The organism is Nocardia sp. NPDC003693, assembly GCF_053981095.1.
Genome location: NZ_JBSFNO010000041.1, coordinates 37,281 through 54,762, shown reverse-complemented (window position 1 = coordinate 54,762; position 17,482 = coordinate 37,281). Strand labels below are relative to the sequence as shown.

Annotated in this window: 14 protein-coding genes; 7 read left to right on the top strand and 7 right to left on the bottom strand. The window is 70.9% G+C overall.

From position 1 onward, the window contains the following. Positions 1 to 112 precede the first annotated feature (112 nt). Both ACWDOP_RS32185 and ACWDOP_RS32180 read right to left on the bottom strand, forming a co-directional pair. On the bottom strand, positions 113 to 2,212 hold the full coding sequence (locus ACWDOP_RS32185) for a glycosyltransferase family 39 protein (protein ID WP_456348061.1): 2,100 nt from the start codon (positions 2,210 to 2,212) through the stop codon (positions 113 to 115). Between the two features lie 133 nt (positions 2,213 to 2,345). Beyond that, complete coding sequence (locus tag ACWDOP_RS32180) at positions 2,346 to 3,293, bottom strand: hypothetical protein (RefSeq protein WP_456348060.1); 948 nt, start codon at positions 3,291 to 3,293, stop codon at positions 2,346 to 2,348. A 156-nt stretch (positions 3,294 to 3,449) separates the two neighbouring features. Here ACWDOP_RS32180 and ACWDOP_RS32175 point away from each other — a divergent pair, with 156 nt between their 5' ends. Then, on the top strand, positions 3,450 to 3,887 hold the full coding sequence (locus ACWDOP_RS32175) for an SgcJ/EcaC family oxidoreductase (RefSeq protein ID WP_456348059.1): 438 nt from the start codon (positions 3,450 to 3,452) through the stop codon (positions 3,885 to 3,887). A gap of 171 nt (positions 3,888 to 4,058) precedes the next feature. On the opposite strand, the gene ACWDOP_RS32170 is transcribed toward ACWDOP_RS32175, so the two are convergent. From ACWDOP_RS32170 to ACWDOP_RS32155, 4 genes are all read right to left on the bottom strand, one after another. Further along, positions 4,059 to 6,797, bottom strand: coding sequence for an ATP-dependent RNA helicase (locus tag ACWDOP_RS32170; RefSeq protein WP_456348058.1), 2,739 nt, complete (start codon positions 6,795 to 6,797; stop codon positions 4,059 to 4,061). Positions 6,798 to 7,187: 390 nt separating this feature from the next. Next, positions 7,188 to 7,766, bottom strand: a complete 579-nt coding sequence (locus ACWDOP_RS32165; protein ID WP_456348057.1) for a DUF6636 domain-containing protein — start codon at positions 7,764 to 7,766, stop codon at positions 7,188 to 7,190. A 160-nt stretch (positions 7,767 to 7,926) separates the two neighbouring features. Then, a complete protein-coding gene (locus tag ACWDOP_RS32160) occupies positions 7,927 to 8,703 on the bottom strand; it encodes a helix-turn-helix domain-containing protein (RefSeq protein WP_454202621.1) in 777 nt (258 codons plus the stop codon). Between the two features lie 68 nt (positions 8,704 to 8,771). Next, entirely contained in the window at positions 8,772 to 9,446 is a 675-nt protein-coding gene (locus tag ACWDOP_RS32155; protein WP_454202620.1) for a hypothetical protein, read from the bottom strand. A 228-nt stretch (positions 9,447 to 9,674) separates the two neighbouring features. Here ACWDOP_RS32155 and ACWDOP_RS32150 point away from each other — a divergent pair, with 228 nt between their 5' ends. Continuing rightward, a complete protein-coding gene (locus tag ACWDOP_RS32150) occupies positions 9,675 to 10,097 on the top strand; it encodes a hypothetical protein (protein WP_456348056.1) in 423 nt (140 codons plus the stop codon). A 246-nt stretch (positions 10,098 to 10,343) separates the two neighbouring features. Beyond that, positions 10,344 to 11,873 (top strand): MDR family MFS transporter, encoded by a 1,530-nt coding sequence (locus tag ACWDOP_RS32145; protein ID WP_456348055.1) that lies wholly within the window; start codon positions 10,344 to 10,346, stop codon positions 11,871 to 11,873. A 10-nt stretch (positions 11,874 to 11,883) separates the two neighbouring features. On the opposite strand, the gene ACWDOP_RS32140 is transcribed toward ACWDOP_RS32145, so the two are convergent. After that, the gene (locus ACWDOP_RS32140) at positions 11,884 to 13,386 is read right to left on the bottom strand and encodes an amidase (protein ID WP_456348054.1); all 1,503 of its coding nucleotides are present in this window, start codon (positions 13,384 to 13,386) and stop codon (positions 11,884 to 11,886) included. A gap of 95 nt (positions 13,387 to 13,481) precedes the next feature. Here ACWDOP_RS32140 and ACWDOP_RS32135 point away from each other — a divergent pair, with 95 nt between their 5' ends. The 4 genes from ACWDOP_RS32135 to ACWDOP_RS32120 all read left to right on the top strand — a co-directional run bounded on the left by ACWDOP_RS32135 (position 13,482) and on the right by ACWDOP_RS32120 (position 17,235). Continuing rightward, the gene (locus tag ACWDOP_RS32135) at positions 13,482 to 14,138 is read left to right on the top strand and encodes a TetR/AcrR family transcriptional regulator (protein ID WP_456348053.1); all 657 of its coding nucleotides are present in this window, start codon (positions 13,482 to 13,484) and stop codon (positions 14,136 to 14,138) included. Between the two features lie 72 nt (positions 14,139 to 14,210). Then, positions 14,211 to 14,795, top strand: coding sequence for a hypothetical protein (locus tag ACWDOP_RS32130; protein WP_456348052.1), 585 nt, complete (start codon positions 14,211 to 14,213; stop codon positions 14,793 to 14,795). 144 nt (positions 14,796 to 14,939) lie between these two features. Next, positions 14,940 to 15,860: a glycoside hydrolase gene (locus tag ACWDOP_RS32125; protein WP_456348051.1), complete on the top strand. Its 921-nt coding sequence runs from the start codon at positions 14,940 to 14,942 to the stop codon at positions 15,858 to 15,860. Positions 15,861 to 16,014: 154 nt separating this feature from the next. Further along, positions 16,015 to 17,235: an acyl-CoA dehydrogenase family protein gene (locus ACWDOP_RS32120; protein WP_456348050.1), complete on the top strand. Its 1,221-nt coding sequence runs from the start codon at positions 16,015 to 16,017 to the stop codon at positions 17,233 to 17,235. Positions 17,236 to 17,482 lie beyond the last annotated feature (247 nt).

Here is a 17,482-nt window from a genome sequence, read left to right as displayed (position 1 = left end):
CCCCGTGACTCTCGATCGCCACTGTAACCGTTTTCCACGTCGGGCCGCCGGGCTCTGTCACCGAATCCTGTGCGGCGGGCGATCGGCCGATCGGATTCCCGCAGCGTTCGGGCTAGGCGGTGAGCTTGAATACCTCCAGATCGCCCAGGACGGTCACCGGGAAGTTGGCCCGCACCCACGCGGTGATGGCCGCGGAGTTCGACGGCGCGGCGGCCGGGCGCGCGGGACCGAGTCGCTCCCGGCCCATGGATTGCGAACCGCCCATGGCGGATTCGGGGCCGGAGGCGCCCGGACCGTTCCCCGCGGACGCACCCGGACGGTCCGGTGCGGACCTGTCGATACGGTTCAGCCGGGTCTCCGCACCGCCCACCCCCGATGCGCTCGCCTCGTCCGCCACCCCGTCGTGCGCGCGGGAGTCTCCGCCGCGCTGCCGAACCAGGTAGTAGCCGATCTCGTTGTTCGCGACGTACCGCTGGAACTGCTCCAGGGTCGGGGCGTTGTCGCGTCCGCTGAATCCGCCCACGGCCAGTAGCGCAGCGCCCGTGCGCAATTCGATGGCGCTGACGTCGGACGCGCCGACCGCCGCTGCCGCCCAGCGGGTCCCGGCCGCGGTGAGCAGATCGTCCAGCAGCGGATCGGTGGCGGGGGCCGCGCGCATCGGCCCGCGAGCGGCGCGGGGCGGACCGGCGAGCGGACTGCCGCCCGCATGCGGCTGTGCGACCGTCTCTACGGCGTAGGCGGCCGGGCCGAGCAACCCGGTGATCACCGCGGCGACGCCGATGACGATGCCCGCGCGCCGGAACGCGGCGGCCCCGAGCAGCGCGGCGGCGGTGAGCACGGCGAGCGCGACCAGCGTCCAGCGCAGCGCGGGCAGCCAGTCCGGGGTCCGGTCCAGCAGGTGGAAGGTCCACAGGCCGGTGCCGAGCGCCATGACGGCCAGGGTGAGCCGGGCCCCGACATGGGCACGGCGCGACCACAGCAGGGTGATGCCGGCGCCGCACAGTGCGCCGATGGCCGGTGCGAGTTCGACGCTGTAGTAGGAGTGGAAGCTGCGGCTCATGTAGCTGAGCACGGCGGCGGTGACCAGCAGCCAGCCACCCCAGAGCACGAGCGCGGCGCGCCGGCGGTCGGTGCGGGGCGCGCGCCGGGTCAGCCACAGGCTCGCGACGAGCGCGAGCAGTGCCGCGGGGAACAGCCAGGAGAATTCGGTGGCGAGTTCACCGGTGAACAGGCGGCCGATGCCGGCCCGGCTGCCGAAACCCTGGAATCCACCGGCGAATTCGGCGCCCGGCGGCGGAGCGGACACGGCCGGATGACCCCCGTCGTTCCCGAGGATCCGCCCGAGACCGTTGTAGTCCACGGCCAGTTCCCACAGGCTGTTGTCCTCGGAGCCGCCGATGTACGGGCGCGACCCTGCGGGCCACCACGCCACCAGCGCGACATACCACCCGGCGGAAATCGCGACGGCCGCGGCGGCCGTCACCACTTTGAGCAACCGCGCACCGAGGCCGCCCGCACCGGCGACCAGCACCACCAACGCAAGGCCGGGCAGCACCAGGAACGCCTGCATCATCTTGGTCAAGAAGCCCAGGCCCATGAGCACGCCCGCGCCGGTCAGCCACCCGGTGCTCGCCGAGAACCAGTGCGCGCCTTCGGCATCGATCGCGCGCACCGTGCAGTACGCCGCGGCGACGAGCAGCAGGGTGAGCAGCGCGTCGGGGTTGTCGTAGCGAAACATCATGGCCGCCACCGGCGTCACCGCGAGGGCCAGGCCGGCCAGCAGCCCCGCGGCCGGGCCGGACCACCGGCGTACCGCGAAGACCAGCAGCGCCACCGCGCCGACGCCCATGAGCGCCTGGGGCGCCAGCATGGACCAGGACCCGAAGCCGAAGACCCGTCCGGACAGGCCCATCACCCACAGCGCGGCGGGCGGCTTGTCCACGGTGATCGCGTTCTGCGGATCGAGCGCGGCGAACAGCAATGCCTTCCAACTCCGGGTGCCCGACTGCACCGCGGCCGCGTAGTACTCGTTGGTCCAGCCCGCGCCGCCGAGGCCCCACAGATACAGCGCGGCGGTGCCCGCCAGCAGGGCGGCCAGCGCGGGGCGTTCCCACCGGGGCCGGCCCTCAGGGGTGGACACCCATGCCGCCCAGCGGAATTCACCGCCGATCGGCCGCACCGCCGTGTCCGCCCGCACCCCGGTCTCCGTCATGCCCACAGCCCTTCCCCGATCGCTCGGATTCGCATTCGGCCCAGTTCGACTCGCGGAGCCTAGATCCGCCGGATGTGGCGAATCTGCGGCTCCGCTGCGAGTTGGCTGTGAGTGCGACGGCGGGCGGACGGGGTCAGGGCCGGCGGGTCGGCAGGGTGAAGGCGGCGGTGCGAACGGTGTCGCCGTGCTTGAAATCCAGGAAGAGCCGGTAGGTTCCGGGACCGGGGACGACGGTGTGGAAGGTGACGTCCGGGCCGGGGGCGGTCACGCCGTCGCCGGGCTCGCCGTTCGGGTGCACGTGGATGTAGGCCAGGTCGCCCGCCCGCAGAATCACCAGGTGCCCGAATGCGGCGAGGTAGGGCTGCAGATCGGTCACCGGCTCACCACCCTTGCGTACGGTCAGGGTGAGCAGTTCCCCCTGACCGGGAACGAGGTCGCCGTCCAGGGTGACGGTGTAATCGTCCACGACGGCAAGGCGATTGGGCTCGGGCACCGGCTGCGGATCGTAGTCGCCGGCTACGGCGAAATCGGCGCCCAGGGTGATGGTCCGGCCCAGCTCGCGGGGTTGGACGTCGGTGAAGGCGCGGTAGGCGCCCGCCTCGGGGAGGGTGAGCCGCACGCCCCAGGTGCCGTCGATGTCGAGCGTGGGATGCACGTGCCAGAAGCGGGTGAGTTCGCGGCGGACGACGATGAGATGCAGTTCGCGATCGTGGATGGCGGCGTAATCGGTGACGGGATGCCCGTCGGGGCCGAGGATCCGGAAGCGGAGGTCGAATTCGCCCGGCCGCGTGATGGTTTCGGCCAGTTCGAGCGTGTAGCCGTCCTGGGTGATCTGCAGGCCGCCGGGCAGCCCGCCGCCGTGGGCGGCGTGGGCGTCGTGGGCCGGAGCGGCGTGCGCGGCGTGGTCGCCGTGCGTCGCGTGCCCGGCGTGCGGATCGTCGGCGGCCGGAACATTGTGCGCGGGATGGGCGTCGTGATTACCGGCGGCCGGTGCGCCATGGGCGGCATGTGCGCCGTGCGCGCCATGGGCGTCGTGAGCGGTGGGGGCCTGAGTGTGGGCGGCGTGTTCGTGGGTGGTCATTGTCTCGGCCTCTCTCGACGTTCTCGGTGTTCCTACGCGGAGAAAGTTAATACCCCCAGGGGGTATATGCAAGCGTGATCGCGGTGACCCGAATCACCGACATCTCGCAGCCCGGATGCTTGACCTCAACCTAAGTTGAGCTAACAAGATCTACTCATGAGCACCGCACCCGTCATCGAAGACACCGGCGCCGACCACACGGCCGATATCGCCGCCATCGAGCAGATCATCGCCAACGCCCAGACCGCGTTCAACGGCAACGACGCCGAGTTGCTCACGGCCGATTTCGCGGCGAACGCCGCGGTGGGCAATGCCGTCGGCCGCGTCATGCACGGCGTCGACACGGTGCGCGAGGCGTCCCGCGCCGGGTTCGCCGGGTTCCTGAAGGACGAGTACGCCCGCTACGACGTCGCCGACATCACCTTCGTACGAACGGATCTGGCGCTCGCGCACAAACTCGCCTACGAGACCACCCCGGCCGGCGAACTCCTGCACCCCGAGCCCGCCATGGTGGCGCTGTACGTCCTGGTCAAGGAGAACGGCCGCTGGTGGACCGTGGCACGCCAGAACACCCTGATCCCTCGGGCCGAATGACCCGAGTCGCGCCCCGCCGAGCCCGTACACCCCTCGGCGGGGCGTGAGAAACTCACCGAGCCCGCGCCGATGCGGGCTCGACTCGTTGCCCGCGAAGGGGATTCGACTCCGCGCCGAGTCGGGGCGCGGGCACGGAATCGGCACACCGGGCGTCGAACGACGGTGCCGGGCTCAGGAATTGGCGCGGCGGGCGGTGCCGCGGTGGGCGGAGACCGTCGACGGATCCTCGGGCCAGGCGTGTTTGGGGTAGCGGCCGCGCAACTCCGCGCGGACCTGTGGCCAGCCGGTGCGCCAGAACGAGGGCAGGTCCGCGGTGACGGCGATGGGGCGCTGCGCCGGCGAGAGCAGGTGCAGCAGGATCGGCACCCGGCCGTCGGCCAGGCGCGGGGGCTCGGCCCAGCCGAAGATCTCCTGCACCTTGACCGCGAGCACCGGCACGTCTCCGGCGTAGTCGAGCCGAATCTTGCTGCCGGAGGGCACTTCCAGGCGTTCTGGCGCGAGCTCGTCGAACCGCGCCGCCGCGGGCCAGGGCAGCAGTCGCCGCAGCGCGTGCCCCGCGTCGATCCGTTCGAGATCCGCGCGGCGGGTGGCGGTGGCCAGCTCGGGTCCGAGCCAGCTCTCCGTATCGGCCAGCAGCGCAGCGTCTGCCACGTCCGGCCACGGCGCACCCAGCGTGCGATGCAGGAATTCCAGCCGCCGGCGCAGGCCGATCGCGTCGGCGTTCCACCGCAGCAGGCCGAGCCCGCCGCTCGCCAGCCCCCGCCGCAGCGCGGCCGTCACCAGCTCGCGATCCGGATCTCGTAATGTCTTCTCCGACAACACGATCGCGCCCAGGCGCGAGACCGATCGCGCCACCAGGTCCCCGCCGGACCAGTCCACCTCGTCCCGCGTCACCAGTAGGGTGGGCGCGGCCCGCCGCGCCGTCTCCACGTCGGTCGCCGCCGCCAGCCGGATCCGCCCCTCGGCGCGCCCCGGGTCGCGCGTCGCGCCCGCCACCGCCAGCCACTCCGCGTCCCCCATCCCGGACCCCGGCGGCAGCACGACCGCCGTACCGCCCGCCATCAGGTAGCTCGCGGACCCGGCGGCGCGCCGCCGCGCCAGCCGTTCCGGATAGGCAAGCGCCACAACGAAAGCCGGGTCGTCACCGCGCATCGATCGGCGCTCCCGGGTCGAACGGTCGTCGACGAGGCGGGTCAGTCGGCCGACCTCGCGCTGCCAGCGTGACGGCGGATCGGCGCGCAGGGCCCGGATTCCCGCGGCCAGATCGACAGTGGGCGCGAGGGTGTCGTCGTCGAGCAGCGCCACCACTTCGGCCGCCGCGCGGGCACCGACCTCGGGGGCGCCGTCGAGCAGCGCGCGGGCCAGCCGCGGGTGCAGGCCGAGGGCGGCCATGTCGCGTCCGCGCGGGGTCACCGCTCCCCAGTCGCGCCTGGGGTCGGCGTTTGCACCGACGGGAATGGTCGCCGGATGGGCCGGGCGGGGTGCGAGTGTCGTGCCCGACGGCCCCGCCTCGCCCACCGCTTCGCCACCTTGTCGAACCGCAGCACTGCGACGCCGCGACTGGCCAGGCGTCGAATCACGTTCTCCGGCATCGGCATCGGCATCGGCATCGGCATCGGCATCGGCATCGGCATCGAGGGAATCATCCTCCTCGAGTGCCAGGGCGCCCGTCCGATCCGGGCCCGCGGCGTCCGCCGCCGGTTCGACCGCACCGAGGGCGCGCAGTGTCTCGTGCCCCACGGTCAGTGCCCCGACCGGCGGCGCGTCCCACCAGGGCAGACCGGTGCCGTCGGGGGTGCCCCAGCAGGCCAGTTCGAGGGCCAGGCGGGTGAGGTCGGCGGTGCGGATCTCGGGGTCCGGATAGGCGGGCAGGGTGGCGTGTTCGTACTCGGGCCAGCAGCGCCAGGCACGGCCCGGGGCTTCGCGACCGGCGCGACCGGCGCGCTGTTCGGCGACCGCGGCCGAAACCCGCACGGTGGCGAGGCCGGAGAGCCCGCGCCGGTGATCGACGCGTGGCACCCGGGCCAGTCCGGAGTCCACGACCGCGCGCACCCCGGGCACGGTGAGGCTGGATTCGGCTACGGCCGTGGACAATACGACGCGCCGCCGCGCACCGGGGCGCAACGCCGCGTCCTGCGCCCCCGCCGCCAGCCGCCCGTGCAGCGGGACGACATCGATGTCGCCCAGCCCGGTGAGCAGCCCGGCCGTCCGCCGAATCTCCGCCGCGCCGGGCAGGAACACCAGCACGTCGCCGTCCCCGCCGGCCAGCGCCGCCCGGGTGGCCCGCGCCACCTGCGCCTCGATCCGCTCCTTCGGCAGGGCCGGAACATACTCCAGCCCAACCGGATACGCCCACCCGCGCACCTCGATGACCGGCGCGGGCCCGCCGTCACCACCCAGTAGGTTCGCCAATCGGTCCGCCGCGACAGTCGCCGAAGTGGCCAGCACCCGCAGGTCCGGTCGCAATCCGGCCCGCGCGTCGAGCAGCAACGCCAGCAGCAGATCTGCGTCCAGGTGCCGTTCGTGACACTCGTCCAGCACCACGGTCCCGATCCCCGCGAGCTCCGGATCCCCCTGCAACCGCCGCACCAGCAGCCCCGAGGTGACGACCTCCACCCGGGTCCGCGCCGACACCCGCCGGTCCCCGCGCACCGAGTACCCGACGCTCTCCCCCACCGGCTCTCCCAGCAGCGCGGCCATACGTGCCGCCGCGGCCCGAGCCGCCAGCCGCCGCGGCTCGGCGACCACGACCCGCCCGTCCGTGCCCGCCGCCAGCGCCAACGGCACCAGCGTGGTCTTCCCGGTCCCCGGCGGCGCGACCAGCACGCCGACCCGCGAGTCCCGCAGGGTCCCGACGATCTCGTCCAGCGCGCCCCGCACCGGCAGTTCAGGCAGTTCAGGCAGTTTCATCCCCACCAGTCTCCAACCCCGCCCACACCCCGGCGCTCCCAGCCCATCGGCCACTCCCCAGACGATCGATGGGCAGGCCCGATTTGAGCCCGTGGGGCGATCGCCGACAGTATGGTCCCGCCCAACCCCGGTGGACCGCACGCGCCGCCCTGCCCGATCATCGTCCAGCCCATGCGCTCGAGCCCCGACCCGCCGACATCGGCGCACGTGGTTCTCTCGAAACCCCCGGCGCGGGCGCCGACCGCGTCCGACACCGAACGCCGCGCCTGCTCGAACTCGGCCCCGCGCACGCGACGTTGTTCGGGTCGGTCCCGCCGCCCCACACCGTCGCGTCAACGGCAGCGCACCCCGCCGACCGAACGAGGTGCGCCGAACCGGGAACGGCGGCGGTCAGAACAGAGACTGGGCCTCGGCGGCTACCTTGAAGCCGCGGCCGGCGGTGTCGCAGCGCACGCCGGACTCGCTCGACGTGCAAGCCGTGCCGCGCACGATGATCGTCTGGCCGTAGCCGAGGATCTTGCCGCCGCCCTTGTTCGTGCCGTCGGTCGGGCTGCCCACGAACATGCCCTGGCTCAGGCAGCGGAAGCGGGGCGAACCGTTGAAGATCTCGGCGGCGACCTTCTTGTTCTCGGCGTACCCGCAGCCGGGCAGCTCGGCGGGTACCGAACTGACCTGGGCGAGTTGGCATCCCACGCCGATCCCACCGGTGTCGAGGAAGCCGCACATGATGTTCCCGCTGGGCGACTGGAAGTAGTACTGCTCGCCCTGCGCGTAGTCGCGGGCGTCCACGGTCGCGTCGTCGCGGGTCGGCAGCGTGGTCGCGACCGCCGTTCCCGACGCGCCGGGCGCCGTCGCGACGGTGGTGGGGGCGGTTCCGCCCGGCGCCCCGGCGGGCACCTGGTCGTCCTCGCACCCGGTGATCCCTGCGGCCGCCGCGACGATGGCCAGGGCTATGACTACTGCTCGCATCTGCTTCTCCCGTATTCGTTTCCACCCCGACGAACACTGATGTTCACTGATGACATCCGACGGCTCGGGGTCGTTCGTTAGCAACGGGTATGCCCCCGAAAATGGGGGCGGCGACGGCCCGATACCGGCGGAACGGACTTCCGGCGGTATCGAGCCCCCGCTACCAGGCGAAGATGCCCGGCAGCGTCTCGTGCAGATGCGGGAAATCCTCGTCGTTACGAATGGTCAGGCTGAACATCTCGATATCGCGCCACGGATGCGCCCACCGCAGCGAATCCATCTGGAAGTAGATGTCCTCGCCCTCCGGCGAGCGCACGATGACGGTGTCGTCGTCGTAGGTCGCCGGCGGCATGGCGGTGTCCCACATGCGATCGAAGAGCGGGTTCGACCGGCAGGCTTCACGAATCGTGGCGATCTGTGCCTCCGGCACGATGCCGAGGGAGTTCTCCTTGAGGATGTAGACGAGCCGGTGCACGATGGTGCCCCAGTTCACCAGCATCTCGCGGGCGCGCGGATCGGTCATCATCTGCACGATGACGTTGACCGGCTGCTCGGGTGTGCCCAGCGCCGGATCCAGCCACGGGAACATGTCGATCGCCATGGCGTTGGCGCCCAGGACGTAGTACTCGGGCACCCGGTGCAGGAACGCCGGCCCGGGCATCCGGTTCATGAGATTGAGCTCGGCGGCGGTGACCGGTTCCAGAGCCCCCGCCGCAACCGAGAGGTCCTCGCCCATGACGATCGACCACACCTTGCGGCGCTTGTACCGGGGCAACCCGAGCGCGGTGCACCAGGAGCGCACGGTGGCGACCGTAGGCACCCGCTGCCCGTTCTCGTACTTCTCGAACCCTGAGCTCGACATGAACAATCGGGCGGCCACCTGCGCCTGTGTCAGTCCCTGCTCGAGCCGCTGACGCTGCATGTAGCTGCCCAGCATCTTATGTTCACTTCCGCCGGAATCGGCCGGAACGGCTCGCATCGCGTTCCCCTGTTCTTTCTCTCGTATCAGCTTTGAATACGTTGGCGCGCAATGGAACACGAGTCCTCTGCCAGCCCGTGAGCCAGCTCCAGCACGGCATCGGCCGTTGCGGCCAGCCGCAGCGCGTCCGCGTCCGGACTCGCCACCCGCAGCGCCTCGCGCACCGCGGATCGAATCAGCAGCGCCGCTTCGACCAGGGTGTCGGCATGGGTCGCCAGGCGCATGCGTGAAATCTCTTGCGACCCTTCGACGGTGTCGTACTGTCTCGGCACGACCCGCACGATCTGCTCGGCCAGCGCATCGGCTCGAATCAGCAGGATATCGAGATCGTCCCAAACCCGTCGCCGATCGACGGCGGTGGGATCGGGCGGACTGATCTGATCCGATTCCCGCACGATGCGGCGGGCCAGCGCGAGGAAGGCTTCTATCTCTCGCAGCCGCAGGGTACCCGGTAGCTCGTCGACGAGGCTGGGATCGAGCTCCCACACCCCGGCGACGGTCCGGCTGTGCCGCAGCAGGGAGGCGAGTAGGTCGACGACCCGATGCCCTTCTCCCGCAACGGGTCCCACGGTCAAACGAATCGCCATCCGGCGTTCGATGGCAACACAGAGCGCCGCACAGTCCCGCTGCGTGCCGCTCGCGCCAGCCATCATGCGCGCCAGCGTGCCATGCGCGGATATACGACGACTAAAGCCCAACACGGGGGTGAGGATACGCGTACATGCGCGCACGCCAAGTGAGCACCAAGACGTGGTGCCGTTTGGTCTGATTCTGCAGCACCCGGGCTCGATCCACAGCACGGGGTACCCACCCAAGTTGGGCGGGCACGAAAATTTGACACATCATCGAATCACATGGCGCCACAGGCGGATCCCGACACCGGCCCCCGCGCCGGCGAATCCCGCTACCCGACAGCGCACACTGTCCGCATGACGAACGGGCACGCGCTGATCGTGGTGGACGCCGCGAACGTGGTCGGCTCCCGGCCCGACGGGTGGTGGCGTGATCGCGCGGGCGCCGCGCGCCGCCTGCTGACCCGGCTCACCGAGTACGCGCGGGACGAGCCCGCGGCCATCACGGTGGTTCTGGAGGGCGCGGCCAACGCGGCCGCCGCTGCCGCGGGCCCGGCGATCACGGTCATCGCCGCTCCCGCCTCCGGCGACGACGCCATCGTCGAGGCGGTCGCCGCGGCCCGCGCCGCCGACGCCGGCCGATCGGTCACCGTGGTGACCGCGGACCGGGGATTGCGCGAGCGCGTAGCCGAACTCGGCGCGCGCACCGCGGGCCCGGGCTGGCTGCTGGACCGCATCGAGTCCACCGCACCCGGACCGGACGCGTCGCCAACACCGTGACCTGGGCCACCTTTCGAATCTCACCGTCACCAGAAAGTGCTGGTGAGCATGGGATTCCGAGTGTGCTGAAGATCAGCTGACGCGGAAAATCGAGTGAATTCTGTCGGTGTGACCCGGAATACTCGGGCACATCCGATTAGTTGAGCGAACAGTTCCCGTCTCATTCTGTGTGACGCCGGAACGACAGCTCGCTCGTTCTCGGGTCACCTGTCGCCCTCGCTCACGAACCGCCCCGGAGGTACCCGCATGCCCGCCGAATTATCCGTCCCAGCGACCAGCGGGCGGACTCCCACGGTCATCCGGGTGCTCTCGCTCGCCACCTTCGTGGTCATCCTGAACGAGACCATCATGGTCAACGCGATTCCGCGCCTCATGGACGATCTGCACGTCACCGAGCGTTCGGCGCAATGGGTTTCGACCGCGTTCATGCTCACCATGGCGGCCGTCATTCCGGCCACCGGCTGGTTCCTGCAGCGGGTCACCACCCGCCGCGCCTACTCGATCGCCATGGGCGTCTTCCTGTTCGGCACCACGCTGTCCGCGATCGCGCCCACCTTCGCGATCCTGCTGGTGGGCCGCGTCATTCAGGCGGGCGGCACCGCGGTGATGATGCCGCTGCTGATGACCACGCTGATGACGGTCGTGCACGAGAGCGATCGCGGGCGGGTCATGGGCAATGTCACCCTGGCCATCTCGGTCGCGCCGGCCATGGGCCCGGTCATCTCCGGCCTGGTGCTGCAGATCGGTTCGTGGCGCTGGCTGTTCGTGCTCATGCTGCCCATCGCGGGCGTGGTGACCTGGCTCGGGCTGCGGCAGCTGGAGAACATCGGGGAACCGCAGACCGGCGCGCTCGACGTGTCGAGCGTGGCGTTCGCGGCCCTGGGCTTCGGCTCGCTCGTGTACGGCCTGAGCAAGTTCAGCCCCGACGACGTCACCGCTCCCGCGCTGACGGTGCTGGCGGGCGTGGCGCTCATCGTGATCTTCGGTGTCCGCCAGGTGCGCCTGCAGCGCAAGGGCGCTCCGCTGCTGGACCTGCGCGTCCTGCTGGTCGGCACCTACGCCAAGGCGCTGACCCTGATGGCGATCGCGTTCCTGGCCATGCTCGGCTCGATGATCCTGCTGCCGCTGTACCTGCAGAACCTGCGCGGTCTCAGCCCGCTCGAGACCGGTCTGCTGATCATGCCCGGCGGTCTGGCCATGGGCCTGCTCGGACCGACCGTCGGCCGGATCTTCGACCGCTTCGGCGGGCGCGTGCTGGTGATCCCGGGCGCCATCGGAATCACCGCCGCGCTGGCCGGTTTCACGCAGATCTCCGCGTCCATGCCGTACTGGCAGCTGCTGGGTCTGCATGTGCTGCTGATGATCTCGCTGGCCGCGTCGTTCACCCCGGTCTTCACCCTGGGCCTGGGCGCGCTGCCGCCGCAGCTGTACTCGCACGGCAGCTCGATGCTGGGCACGCTGCAGCAGGTCGCGGCGGCGCTGGGCACCGCCCTGGTGGTGACCGTGATGTCCGCGCGCAGTACATCGTTGATCGAGGACGGCGCGGACCCGGTGTCCGCGCAGCTGGACGGCATGCGCCTGGCGTTCGGCGTCTCGGCCGCGCTGTCGCTGCTGGTGATCGTGGCCGCGATCCTGCTGCCCAATCGCTCGGCCGATCCGGAGCACGGCCACGGCGCCGAGTCGGACGTCCCCGGTGACGAGGCCGAATCGGTCGCCGGCGGGGCCGAGGCGATCACCGCCGAGGCGGCCGTCGCCCCGATGCTGGTCAAGGACTGAGTCGGCGAACCTATTTCGAGAACGCGCGGCCGGGGTCGTCGGGCGTCTTCCCGAACCACGGTCGCGCGTTCTCGATTTCGGCGGCCAACTGCAGCAGCAGATACTCGCTGCTCGGCGGGCCGACGAACTGCACGCCGAGCGGCAGGCCGGATTCGGTCCAGTGGGTGGGCACGCTCATGGCGGGCCGGCCGGTGATGTTGGCGAGCTGGGTGAACGGCACCGCCGACAGGCTCGCGGTCACGAGGTCGATGTAGAAGTCGATGCGGGACAGGATCTTTCCCGCGCCCAGGCGCAGCAGCGGCGGCAGGACCGTCTCGGCGATGACGGGCGTGCGGTTCTGGCCGATGAGCAGCGGCGGCTCGGCCAGCGTCGGGGTGAGCAGCAGGTCGTAGGCGCCGTGGAACTCGCCGAGCGCGCGGGTGTAGTCGTTCCAGCGCGCGTGCGAGGCGATGAGGTCCGGGGCCGGGACGGAACGGCCGACCGCGGCCAGCACCTGGGTGTCGATATCGAAATCGGCCGGGGACGCACCGCTCACCGCGCACGCGTGCTGGAGTTCGGTCGCGGCCAGTGCCGTCCACACCTTCATGAAATCCAGGGCGAGCTGGTTGCCGTCGATGGCCGGGGCCACCGGTTCCACGGTGTGCCCGAGCTCCTCCAGCAGCCGCGCCGCGTCCTGCACCGCCCGCACCGCTTCGGCGTCCACCGGTGTGCCCATGGGGGATTCGTGGGTGAACCCGATGCGCAGCCGGCGCGGCGGCTCGGACACCGCGGTGCGGAACGGGTTGTCCGGGCGGGCGACGGCGAACGCCGCGCCCGGGTCTGGGGCGCTGAGGATGTCGAGCATGACCGCTGTGTCGCGCACGCTGCGCGAGAGCACGCCCTCCGACACCGCGCCGAAGAGCGGGTCGACGTAGTTGGGGCCGCTCGACACGAGCCCGCGTCCCGGCTTGAGTCCGAACAGCCCGGTGCAGGCGGCCGGAATCCGGATCGAGCCGCCGCCGTCGCTGGCCCCGGCTACCGGCACGATGCCCGCGGCCACGGCCGCCGCCGAACCGCCGGAGGATCCGCCCGGGGTGCGCCGGGGATCCCAGGGATTGCGGGTGGCGCCGAAGGTTCGCGTCTCGGTGATGGCCTTGCTGCCGAATTCCGGGGTCGTGGTCTTGCCGAAGACGACGAGGCCGGCGTCGAGCCAGCGCTCGACGGCCAGGCTGTGCCGGGTCGCGCGCACCGAGCGCAGCGGGCCGGTGCCCGCGGAGGTCGGATATCCGGCGTAGTCCTGGACCAGGTCCTTGAGCAGGAACGGCACCCCGGCCAGCGGTCCCGATCCGGTGGGCCGCTCGGCGAGTTCGGCGCCGACCTCCGCCATCAGCAGGCTGATCACGTTGAGCGCCGGGTCGACCTCGGCGCAGCGGTCCAGCGCGGCGCGCAGCAGCTCGGCGGGGCGCACCTCACCCTTGGCGACCAGTTCCGCCAGGCCTACCGCGTCGTAGGAGCGGTATTCGTCGAACCTCATTGCTTCTTCTCCTCGTACAACCGGGGGCGGGGCGCCCTAAGAAGAATAGTCGTACCGACCGGTTACGTAACCGATTGGAACGGTAAAATTTCCGCATGGGCGAAGCGGATAGGCTGCCGCGTGATGAGCGAGATGACGCGCCGGTGAGCGGCAAGAAGGTCGACGGCCGGGCACTGCGGTTCCAGCACCGCCGCCCCGAGCTGCTCGCGGCCGCCACGGAGTACGTCCTCGACCACGGCATAGGCGATCTGTCCCTGCGTCCGGCGGCACAGGCCCTCGGTGTCAGCCATGCCACCCTGATCCGGCATTTCGCCACCAAGGATGCGCTCGTCGCCGAGGTTCTGGAGCACATTCGGGACGACTTCGAACAGCGTCTGCTGGCCGGGGAGATCCGCGACATCGACTCGCCCGCCGATCGGCTGCGCGCGGCCTGGCGGCACCTGTGCCGTCCGCGCGAGCAGCGGCAGTTTCTGGTCCTGTTCGAGCTCGTGGCCACCGCGGCGCGCACCCCGAATCGCCCGGCGGCCCGGCTGGTGACCGACTGGCTCACCGTCATCGAACGCGAACTCGCGCGGCTGGACTGGCCGGCCGAGAGCACCTCGCGCACCGCGACATTCATCCTGGCGCAGGTGCGCGGGCTCCAGCTCGATCTCATCACCACCGGCGACACCGAGCGGGTGAACGAGGCGTTCGAGGCGACGGTCGAATTGCTGACCGCGGCCATGCCCGGGCGAACCCCGAGGGACCCCTAGTACCCGGGTATCAGCGGAAAACAGTTCCCCGGTTCGACGCCGGTCAGGGGTCCGAATTCCTACCGTTGACCTATGCGCACAAGCGAATTCGAGTCCCCCGCCCGCACCGTCTCGCCCCGGAACCGGCGGCCCGTGTGGCTGCGCGGCGCGGCCGCCGTCATCGCCGCCACCGCCGCGCTGACCTGCGCCGGCACGGCCGTGGTCGCCGCCGCGCCCACACCCGGCGCCGAGTGTCTCTGGGCGGGAACCGGTTACGCCCCGGGCACGGGGGTCGTCGCCGGTGGTTCCGCCTACACCTGCTCCGCGGATGGACACGGCGCGCCGGAGTGGGTGCGCGGCGCGGCGGTCGGCGGGCCGAGCACCGTGGCCAATCCCGGGGCGCGCACCCGGCCCGCCGGGTCGTTCAGCGCCGGCGCGGTGCAGCCGGGCTCGGAGTACACCGACTACTGCGTGGGCGCGCAGCTGATCGACGGCGGGGAACAGCAGTACCGGGTGGTCGCACGGAACGGCGCCCTCTACTGGCAGGCCGCCGGGCCGATCGCGCAGTGGGCCTTCGACCCCGGCACGGGTCCCGCGCGCACCACCCGCTCGGCGAGCCTGTGCCCGCAGGACCCGGTGACCTGGACGGACAGCCCGGTGCTCTGGCCGCAGAACTGACCCGCGGCCGCATCCGCGCCCGAGTGCGCCACCCCCGGGATCTCGGTCCGTGACGTATGGAGTGTCGCGCACCGTTCGCAGGCGCGTCGCCAGCCATGATGACAAGCGATGTTGCCAGCGAGACGGAGGTGACTGATGGGGTTCATGAGTCGGCGCACACTCTTGGCGTCCGCGGTGGGTCTGCCCGCCCTGTTCGCGCTGGGGTCCACCGCCGTGTCGACCGCGCAGGCGCCCTCGCGGCGGTACACCATGACGGCGTTCACCAACGACAGCGAGACCGATCTCTACGTCTACGAGTCGAACGACGCCATGACCTTCGAGCTGGTGAAAGCGCGGGCCTACACCCCGCCGACCGGATTGATGCGCGACCCGTGCATGTTCCGGCACACCGACGGCGTCTACTACCTGGCCTACACCACCGCCTGGGACGGGCACACGATCGGTTTCGCGCGCAGCACGGACCGGGTGACGTGGGCGCACCTGTACGACTACGAGTTCACCCTGCCCGGCGTGACCTCCGCGTGGGCCCCGGAGTGGCTCATCGACGGCGAGGGGCGCATCCACGTCATGGTGTCGCTGTCGGACGGGTATCGCTTCACACCCAATCTGATGACCACCACCGACCCGTCCTCCCCGACCGCGTGGACCGAGCCGACGCCGATGATCGGGCTGTGCCCCGAGCCCGGGGACGACACCTCGTACGGGTACATCGACACCACCGTGGCCCGAATCGGCAAGCGCTACTACGCCTTCACGAAGAACGAGACGACCAAGCTCATCGAGCTCGCGACCGCCGACGCCCCGGTCGGGCCGTATACCTTTGTGGCCAAAGAGGATTGGGCCGGATGGGGAACGCCGCGCGAGGGACAGTCGGTCACCAGGCTGCCGAACGGGGGCTGGCGCATGTTCTTCGACTCCTACATCGACGGGACCTATCTCTACAGCGACAGCTACGACAATTTCCAGACCTGGAGCAGGCCGCGCGAACTGCCGGGGCTCTCGGGCACCATCCGGCACGTCACCGTGCTGGCCGAGGCGAGCCCCGGGGTTCCGCCCGCGCCCTGAGCCCGGTAGGTCGATGGCACCGCCGCGGATTCGGGCCGAGCCGCGCGGGACCACCCGCCGGACCGGGCGCGGCGGGCTCCGCGCGGCCGGACAATCTAGAACGTGTTCTATATTTGGGGAGACAGTTCCGGCGATCCCCTCGGGAGTTCAGCGCATGTACCAGTGGTCCGACGAAGACCTGATGTTCCGCGACGCTCTGCGCGGCTTCATCGACAAGGAGGTCCGCCCGCACGTCGACCAGCTGGAGAGCGGCGCGCTGCCGCCGTTCGACATCATCCGCAAGCTGTACGCGACCTTCGGCCTGGACGAGATGGCCCGCGAGGGGCTGGAGAAGGCCCTCGCGCGTGAGGAGGCGGGCACCACCGGCAAGGGCGGCAGCGGGTTCAGCGGGTCGGGCAGCATGGGGGTAATCCTCAACAGCGAACTGGCCGGCATCAGTCTGGGGCTGGTGGCCTCGATGGGCGTGAGCCTGGGGCTGACCGTCGGCACCATCCGCAGTCGCGGCACCCTCGCGCAGAAGAAGCGCTGGCTGCCCGAGCTGGTGACCATGGCCAAGGTCGGCGCGTGGGCGATCACCGAACCCGACTCGGGCTCGGACGCTTTCGGCGGCATGAAGTCCTACGTGCGCCGCGACGGCGCGGACTACATCCTGAACGGGCAGAAGACCTTCATCACCAACGGCCCGCACGCGGACGTGACCGTGGTCTACGCCAAGCTCGACGAGGGCGACGGCGTCGACAAGCGCGACCGCAAGGTGCTCACCTTCGTGCTGGACCGGGGCATGGAGGGTTTCACGCAGAGCCCGGCGTTCAAGAAGATGGGCATGAACTCCTCCCCCACCGGCGAGCTGTTCTTCGACAACGTCCGCATCACCCCGGACCGGCTGCTCGGCGAGACCGAGAATCCGGCCAAGGGCGATGGAAAGGACAGTGCCAAGGAGTCTTTCGCGGCCGAGCGGATCGGCATCGCGTCCCTGGCGCTGGGCATCATCAACGAATGCCACCGGCTCAGTGTGGATTACGCGAAGTCGCGCAAGCTCTGGGGTAAGGAGATCGCGCAGTTCCAGCTCATCCAGCTCAAGCTGGCCGAGATGGAGATCGCGCGAATCAACGTGCAGAACATGGTGTTCAACGCGATCGAGCGGACCGCGGCGGGCAAGCCGGTCTCGCTCGCCGAGGCCTCCGCCATGAAGCTGTACTCCTCGCGCGCGGCCACCGAGGTCGCCATGGAGGCGGTGCAGCTGTTCGGCGGGAACGGGTACATGGCCGAGTACAAGGTGGAGCAGCTCGCGCGCGACGCCAAGTCGCTGATGATCTACGCGGGCAGCAACGAAATCCAGGTCACGCATATCGCGAAGGGGCTGCTCGCGCGGTAGCGCCGCGGTGGGCCGCGCGTGGCCCCGGCCGACGCGCGGCCGGGGAGGCGCGCTGTCAGATCGCCCGTCGGCCGGATGCGCTCGAATCGGCCGGGCCGCGAGCCGCACCGCCGAGGACGAGCCGCCCGAGGCTCGGGAATGCCCGCACATCGGCGGCCGCGCGGGCCGTGTTTGCGTACCCGAGCCCGGGGTATCGCGCCGGTGAACCCATGAACGGGCGGCCGACTACGCCGTGCGAACGGCGGCC